We start from the raw sequence: 7240 nt of genomic DNA, 5'->3' as shown, positions 1-7240 counted from the left end.
CCTGCCCCCCCACCCCGCCCCGCCATCCCAGGGATTGCTCGCTGTTGGGCTTGTTTGGGCTGTTGCCGTTGCCTGGGGGGGTGCAGGGCGCAGCCCTGCAAAGCCCCCTTCCCCATACCCCGCCGAATGGGTATACAGTCGACCCATGCCGGCACCGTGCCGGAATGAACCCTGGGAGGGGACCATGCGCAACACCTTCAAGACCCTGCTGCTGGCATTGCCGCTGTGCCTGGCCGCGCTCTCGGCGCAGGCCGCCGATGGCGCCGCCGGCCGCTGGAAGACCATCGACGACAAGACCGGCAAGGTGAAGTCGATCGTCGAGATCACCCAGGCCCCCAACGGCACGCTGACCGGCAAGGTGGTCGACATCCTGCACTCGGACAAGGGCCCGAACCCGGTCTGTGACGGCTGTGAAGGCGCCAACAGGAACAAGCCGGTGAAGGGCATGACCATCCTCTGGAACCTGAAGGCCGACGGCGCCAACAAGTGGTCCGGCGGCACCATCCTCGATCCGGCCAATGGCAAGACCTACAAGTCGAAGATGGAACTGCAGCCCGGCGGCACCCGGCTGGACGTGTCCGGCTGCATCGCCTTCATCTGCCGCGCGCAGACCTGGCAGCGCGAATAAGCGCCTTGGCCCCCGCTTAAACCCCGTGACCCGGCCCCGGCCGGGTCACCTCGTTGCGGGCATGCGATACTCTGCGGTTCCCCTCGGCTTCACCCCGCGACCATGACCCGTACCGCGCTCGTCACCACCGCCCTGCCCTACGCCAACGGCCCGCTGCACCTGGGCCACCTGGTCGGCTACATCCAGGCCGACATCTGGGTGCGTGCGCGGCGAATGAGCGGCGGCAGGGCCTGGTTCGTGTGCGCCGACGACACCCACGGCACGCCGATCATGCTGGCCGCGGAAAAGGCCGGGGTCACCCCGGAAACCTTCATTGCCAACATCCAGGCCAGTCACGAACGTGACTTCGCCGCCTTCGGCGTGGCCTTCGACCACTACGACTCCACCAACTCGGCGGCCAACAAGGCGCTGACCGAGCAGTTCTACCTGAAGCTGGAGGCAGCCGGCCACATCAGCCGCCGTTCGGTGGCGCAGTTCTACGACCCGGCCAAGGGCATGTTCCTGCCCGATCGCTACGTCAAGGGCATCTGCCCGAACTGCGGCAGCCCCGACCAGTACGGCGACAACTGCGAAGTGTGCGGCGCCACCTATGCGCCGACCGACCTGAAGGAGCCGCGTTCGGTCATCTCCGGTGCCACGCCGGAAATGCGCGATTCGGAACACTTCTTCTTCGAGGTAAGCCACTTCGATGCGTTCCTGCGCGAATGGCTGGCCGGCGACGTCGCCCTGCCGGGGGTGAAGGCCAAGCTGGGCGAGTGGCTCAATGCCGAGGGTGGCCTGCGCGCGTGGGACATCTCGCGCGATGCGCCGTACTTCGGCTTCCAGATTCCCGGCCAGCCGGGCAAGTACTTCTACGTCTGGCTGGACGCGCCGATCGGCTACCTGTCCAGCTTCCAGACCCTGTGCGGCAGGATCGGCGAGGACTTCGACGCGCACCTGCGCGCCGGCACCGCCACCGAGCTGCACCATTTCATCGGCAAGGACATCGTCAATTTCCACGGCCTGTTCTGGCCGGCCGTGCTGCATGGCACCGGCCATCGTGCGCCGACGCGCCTGCACGTGAACGGCTACCTGACCGTGGACGGCGCCAAGATGAGCAAGTCGCGCGGCACCTTCGTGATGGCCCGTACCTTCCTCGACGCGGGCCTGGAACCGGAGGCACTGCGCTACTACTACGCCGCCAAGTCCAGCGGTGGCGTCGACGATCTCGACCTGAACCTGGGTGACTTCATCGCCCGCGTCAACGCCGACCTGGTGGGCAAGTTCGTCAACCTGGCCAGCCGCTGCGCCGGCTTCATCAGCAAGCGCTTCGACGGCCAGCTGGCCGCGCAGCTGCCTGATGCCGCGCAGTACCAGCGCTTCGTCGACGGCCTGGCACCGATCCGTGAAGCCTACGAGCGCAACGACCCGGCTGCGGCGATCCGCCTGACCATGGCCCTGGCCGACGAAGCCAACCGCTACATCGACGACGTCAAGCCATGGGTCATCGCCAAGCAGGAAGGCGCCGACGCGCAGCTGCAGGCCGTGTGCAGCCAGGGCCTGAACCTGTTCCGCGTGCTCGTCACCGCACTGAAGCCGGTGCTGCCGGCCACCGCCGCGCAGGCCGAGGCCTTCCTGGCCGCGCCGGTGAACGACTGGACCGAGCTGGCGCAGCCGCTGCTGGATCACCGCATCGCCGACTACACCCCGCTGTTCACCCGTATCGACCCGAAGAAGATTGACGCCATGATCGACGCCTCCAAGGACACCCTGCAGCCGGCCGCTGCCGCTGCCCCCTCTGCCAAGCCGGCCGCCCCGGCCCCGGCCCCGGCCAAGGACGAAGCAAAGAGCGCCGACGCGCCGGCCTACATCGGCATCGACGATTTCGCCAAGCTCGACCTGCGCATCGGCAAGGTGCTGGTCTGCGAGTTCGTGGAAGGTTCGGACAAGCTGCTGCGCTTCGAACTGGACGCCGGCGAGCTGGGCAAGCGCCAGATCTTCTCCGGCATCCGTGGCAGCTACGGCGAACCGGAGAAGCTGGTGGGCCGCAGCGTGGTGTTCATCGCCAACCTGGCCCCGCGCAAGATGCGCTTCGGCCTGAGCGAAGGCATGATCCTGTCGGCCGGCTTCGACGGTGGCGGACTGGCGCTGCTGGACGCCGACAGCGGCGCGCAGCCGGGCATGCCGGTTCGCTGATGCCTGCAGCGGGCGTGGTTACGGCCACGCCCGCCGGCAGCTCCGGCCCCGGGAGGCAACGCGATGGGAAGCAACGCAATGGAACTGGCGCTGTTCGACTTCGACCACACCGTGACCACCTGCGATACCTATGGCCGCTTCCTGCGCCGCGTGGCCACCGCCGAACAGCTGGCACAGGCATGGTGGAAAGTCGGGCCGTGGCTGGCCGCGTACAGGTTGAAGCTGATCTCGGCCGAACGCATCCGTGCACGCGTCACCCGCCTGACCTTTAGTGACCGCCACAGCGATGACATCGCCACGCTGGCCGCAGGCTTCTCGCGCGAGTTCCTGCCCGACGTGGTGCGCCCGGAAATGCTGGAGCAGATCCGTTGGCACAAGGAACAGCAGCACACCGTCGTGATCGTGTCCGGCTCGCTGGACCTGTACCTGCGGCCGTGGTGCGAGCAGCTGGGCCTGCAGCTGATCTGCAACCGGCTGGAAAGCCAGGATGGCCGCCTGACCGGCCGTTACGCTGGTGGCGACTGCGGCCCGCGCAAGGTCGAGCACATCCGCCGCCAGTTCGATCTGTCGCGCTACGTGCGCATCCATGCCTACGGTGACAGTTCCGAAGACAAGCCGATGCTGGCGCTGGCCCACGAGCGCTGGTTCCGCGGCAAGCCCCTGAAATAACCCAACGCGCAGCCTTCGCCACGCATGAGCCTGATCCCGCCCCTGACCGAACGCCTCGACCGCCTGCTGCCGCAGACCCAATGCGGGCAATGCGGCTATGACGGCTGCCGCCCGTACGCGCAGGCAATGGCACGTGGCGAGGCCGGTGTGGACCGCTGCCCGCCGGGTGGCGACGCCGGTGCACGGGCGCTGGCACAGGTGCTCGGCGTACCGGCGATTCCGTTCGATCGTTCGCGCGGCGAGCACAAGGCGGCCCAGGTGGCGTTGATCGTCGAAGCCGACTGCATCGGCTGCACCAAGTGCATCCAGGCCTGCCCGGTGGACGCCATCGTCGGCGGCGCCAAATACATGCACACGGTCATTGCCGACCTGTGCACCGGCTGCGAGCTGTGCATCCCGCCGTGCCCGGTGGACTGCATCGAGCTGGTGCCAGCGTAGCCAACGGACCAACCGGCAGTGGAGCGGCGGGGTAGAGTCGACTGTTAGTCGACTGCTCTTCGTTCCGGCGGCGCAAAACCGCGCGCTGCGCGCGATAGTCGGCCAACAGTCGACTCTACCCCCTCCCTGGTGGGAGGTGACCTTGCCTGCCGTTACGGTACTGCCGCCGTCACCACGATCTCGACCTTCCAGTCGGCGTGGGCCAGCTTGGCCTCGACCGTGGCACGTGCCGGGGTCGCGCCTTCAACCACCCATTCGTCCCATGCCTTGTTCATGCCGTCGAAGTCGGCCATGTCGGCCAGGAAGATCTCCGCACGCAGCACGTGCTGGCGGTCACTGGCGACCAGCGCCAGCAGCTTGTCGATCTCCGCCAGCACCTGCCGGGTCTGGCCGGTGATGTCCTGGCTGGTGTCCTCCGGAATCTGGCCGGAGAGGTAGGCGACCTTGTTGTATACGGTCATTTCGGACATGCGCGGTCCGACGTCGTAACGCTCCATCATGGGCGTGGCTCCTGCGGTTGATCAGGCCTGCATTGTCCTCCAAACCGGTCGACGGTGGGTGCACGGGTGCCCTCCGCGATACGTCATTACCGGGCTCCGACGGTCCCACTGGTCAAATGACGATGACAGGCGCACGATGCGCCACGCCCGCGTTGACACCGCCCTCGCCCCTACTGCCGCACCCTTGCGCCGATGACCGCCCCCGTCGATTCCACCACTGCCCCTTCCACGCCAACCTGGAAGCGGGTTGCCACCATCGTCATCCCGCTGCTGATCCTCGCCCTGGCCCTGCACGGCCTGGCCAATGAGTTCGACGAGCACGGCTATCGTGCGATCCGCCAGGCGTTCCGGCAGCTCAGCGGCACGCAGATCGCGCTCACCGTGGTACTCGGCCTGGCCAGTTACGCCTGCCTGATCGGCTTCGATGCCATCGGCCTGCGTCGCAGCGGCATCCGCGTGCACCCCGCGCGCGTCGGCATCACCGCGTTCCTTGCGCACACGTTGGGCCAGACCGTGGGCTTTGCCGCGTTGACCGGTGGCGCGGTGCGCCTGCGCGGCTACCGCGGCGCCGGCCTGGATCTGGCGCAGATCGGCCAGGTGGTGCTGATGAGCACGCTCGGTTTCGTATTCGGTGCATGGCTGTTGATCAGCGTGGCCCTATGCATGGAACCCGCCGCGGCAGCGTTGGCATTGCCATTGAATCCCGATGCCGTGCGCATCGTCGGCATCATTGCCCTGCTCGCCTATCTCGGCACCGTGCTGCTGGTCGGCCGCGACGGACGGCAGTTCAGTGTGCTCGGTCACGCCTTGTGGCTGCCCGATCGCCGCACCATGATCGGTGTCACCGTACTCAGCGTCATCGAGTTGGTGCTGGCCAGTGCCGCGTTCTACGTGCTGCTGCCGGACTCCACGCCAACCGGCCTGCCGGGCTTCGTCGGCCTCTACCTGGTGGCAGTGCTGGCCGGCCTGGTCTCCACCGTGCCCGCAGGCCTGGGTGTGTTCGAGTGGAGCCTGCTGAAGCTGTTGCCGCAGGTGGCACCGGCAGCGGTGCTGGCGGCAGCACTGATCTACCGCGTCACCTACTACGTGCTGCCGCTGGTGCTGGCCACCCTGCTCGCCCTTGCGCCGGCCCTGCGTCAGCCGCTGCAGGCCAGCGCAGGGGCAACCCGTGCCGGCTGGAACGCGCTGCGCCCGTGGCTGCCGCAGATCATCGCGCTGGCGGTGTTCAGCATCGGCGCCGCGCTGGTCATCGACGGCACGCTGCCGACGCCACGCCGTCACCTGGTGAACGCCTCGCTGCCGATCCTGGAAACCTCACACCTGGTCGGCAGCCTCAGTGGCGTCGCGCTGCTGCTGATCGGCCAGGGCCTGGCCCGGCGCAGCCACGCCGCGTGGGTGCTGGCGATGGCGGTGTGCGTTGTCACCCCGTTGCCGCTGTGGCTGCGCGGCGGGCAACCATTGATCGCCGTCTCGGCGGTGCTGGTGGCGATGGCCTTGTGGGCTGCACGCCGCGAGTTCTACCGCCAGGGCGCGCTGCTGGATGAAGCCTGGTCGTGGCCGTGGCTGCGCAATCTGGGTCTGGTGCTGGTCGCGGTCACCTGGCTGCTGTTCTTCACCTACAGCCATGTCGAATACCAGAACGAGCTGTGGTGGCAGTTCGCGTTGTCCGGCAACGCACCGCGCGCGCTGCGTGCGTTGCTGGTGGTGGCGATCGCGCTGGTGATGTTCGGCCTGGCCCGCCTGCTGCACAGCACCCGCAGCCCGCTGCCGGCCGCTGACGAGGCCACGTTGCAGTCGCTGGCACCGGTGCTGGCCGGGGCCACCGATACCCAGGCCTGCCTGGTACTGACCGCGGACAAGGCGGTGCTGCGCGATGATGCGAAACAGGGCTTCGTGATGATGCAGCGCTATGGCGGTTCGCTGATCGCGATGGGTGATCCGGTCGGCCCGCCGGACGTGGCCCGTGCACTCATCTGGCGCTTCCGCGAAGAAGCCGACCGGCTCGGCCTGCGCCCGGTGTTCTACCAGGTGGGCGAGACCTACTGGCAGACCTATCTCGACCTCGGCCTGGGCCTGGTCAAGCTGGGCGAGGAAGCGATCGTGCCGCTGCACGATTTCGGGCTGGAAGGCCGCGAACGCGCCGATCTGCGCCAGGCCTGGAACCGCGGCAGGCGCGGCGGCCTGTCGTTCCGCGTGGTACCGGAGGAGGAGGTTCCCGGCCTGCTGCCACGTCTGCATGCGATCTCCAACGCATGGCTGGAGGACAAGGCCGGCGATGAGAAGGGCTTTTCGCTGGGCAGCTACGACCCGGATTACCTGGTGCGCTTCCCGGTGGCACTGGTCGAAGCCGAGGGCCAGATCGTGGCATTCGCCAACCTGTGGCAGGCACCGGCCGGTGCCGAGCTGTCGGTGGACCTGATGCGCCACGTCAACGAAGCGCCGAAGGGGACGATGGACTTTCTCTTCATCGAATTGTTCCTGTGGGGCCGCGCGCAGGGCTATGCGCGGTTCTCGCTGGGCATGGCGCCGTTGTCCGGGCTGGCCCAGCATCGGCTGGCCGGTCGCTGGAACCGCCTGGCCGGCCTGCTGGCGCGGCATGGCGAACGCTTCTATGGCTTCAGTGGCCTGCGCCGCTTCAAGTCGAAGTTCGATCCGCAGTGGCGGCCACGCTATCTCGCGGCGCCCGGCGGCATGCATCTGCCGGCCGCGCTGCTGGATGCCACGCGCCTGATCTCGCTGGATCCGCGGCGGAACTGAAGCCGCGATGCGTCGGGCATGGCTCGACGCTACCCGCTGCTCGGTAGGTGTCGACCTTGGTCGACATGCAACC

General features: G+C 67.8%; 6 protein-coding genes. 5 read left to right on the top strand and 1 reads right to left on the bottom strand.

The window, feature by feature from the left end; genetic code table 11:
* The first annotated feature begins 184 nt into the window (after positions 1–184).
* The 4 genes from R5H29_RS13285 (at position 185) to rnfB (ending at position 3910) form a co-directional block, all read left to right on the top strand.
* Positions 185–628, top strand: coding sequence for a DUF2147 domain-containing protein (locus R5H29_RS13285; protein ID WP_262212106.1), 444 nt, complete (start codon positions 185–187; stop codon positions 626–628).
* A gap of 102 nt (positions 629–730) precedes the next feature.
* Entirely contained in the window at positions 731–2803 is a 2073-nt protein-coding gene (gene metG, locus R5H29_RS13280) for a methionine--tRNA ligase (protein WP_332329270.1), read from the top strand.
* Between the two features lie 78 nt (positions 2804–2881).
* Positions 2882–3472 (top strand): HAD family hydrolase, encoded by a 591-nt coding sequence (locus tag R5H29_RS13275; RefSeq protein ID WP_005418147.1) that lies wholly within the window; start codon positions 2882–2884, stop codon positions 3470–3472.
* A 24-nt stretch (positions 3473–3496) separates the two neighbouring features.
* Entirely contained in the window at positions 3497–3910 is a 414-nt protein-coding gene (gene rnfB, locus R5H29_RS13270; RefSeq protein ID WP_155029924.1) for an Rnf electron transport complex subunit RnfB, read from the top strand.
* A 152-nt stretch (positions 3911–4062) separates the two neighbouring features.
* On the opposite strand, the gene R5H29_RS13265 is transcribed toward rnfB, so the two are convergent.
* Positions 4063–4410 (bottom strand): RidA family protein, encoded by a 348-nt coding sequence (locus tag R5H29_RS13265; RefSeq protein WP_019662128.1) that lies wholly within the window; start codon positions 4408–4410, stop codon positions 4063–4065.
* 192 nt (positions 4411–4602) lie between these two features.
* On the opposite strand from R5H29_RS13265, the gene mprF reads away from it, so the two are divergent.
* Positions 4603–7167, top strand: coding sequence for a bifunctional lysylphosphatidylglycerol flippase/synthetase MprF (gene mprF, locus R5H29_RS13260; protein ID WP_332329269.1), 2565 nt, complete (start codon positions 4603–4605; stop codon positions 7165–7167).
* Positions 7168–7240 lie beyond the last annotated feature (73 nt).

The sequence above is a fragment of the Stenotrophomonas sp. A3_2 genome (genome assembly GCF_036624925.1).
Classification (GTDB): domain Bacteria; phylum Pseudomonadota; class Gammaproteobacteria; order Xanthomonadales; family Xanthomonadaceae; genus Stenotrophomonas; species Stenotrophomonas hibiscicola.
The sequence above is the reverse complement of the archived record's forward strand: the minus strand, read 5'-3'. Positions and strand labels throughout refer to the sequence as shown.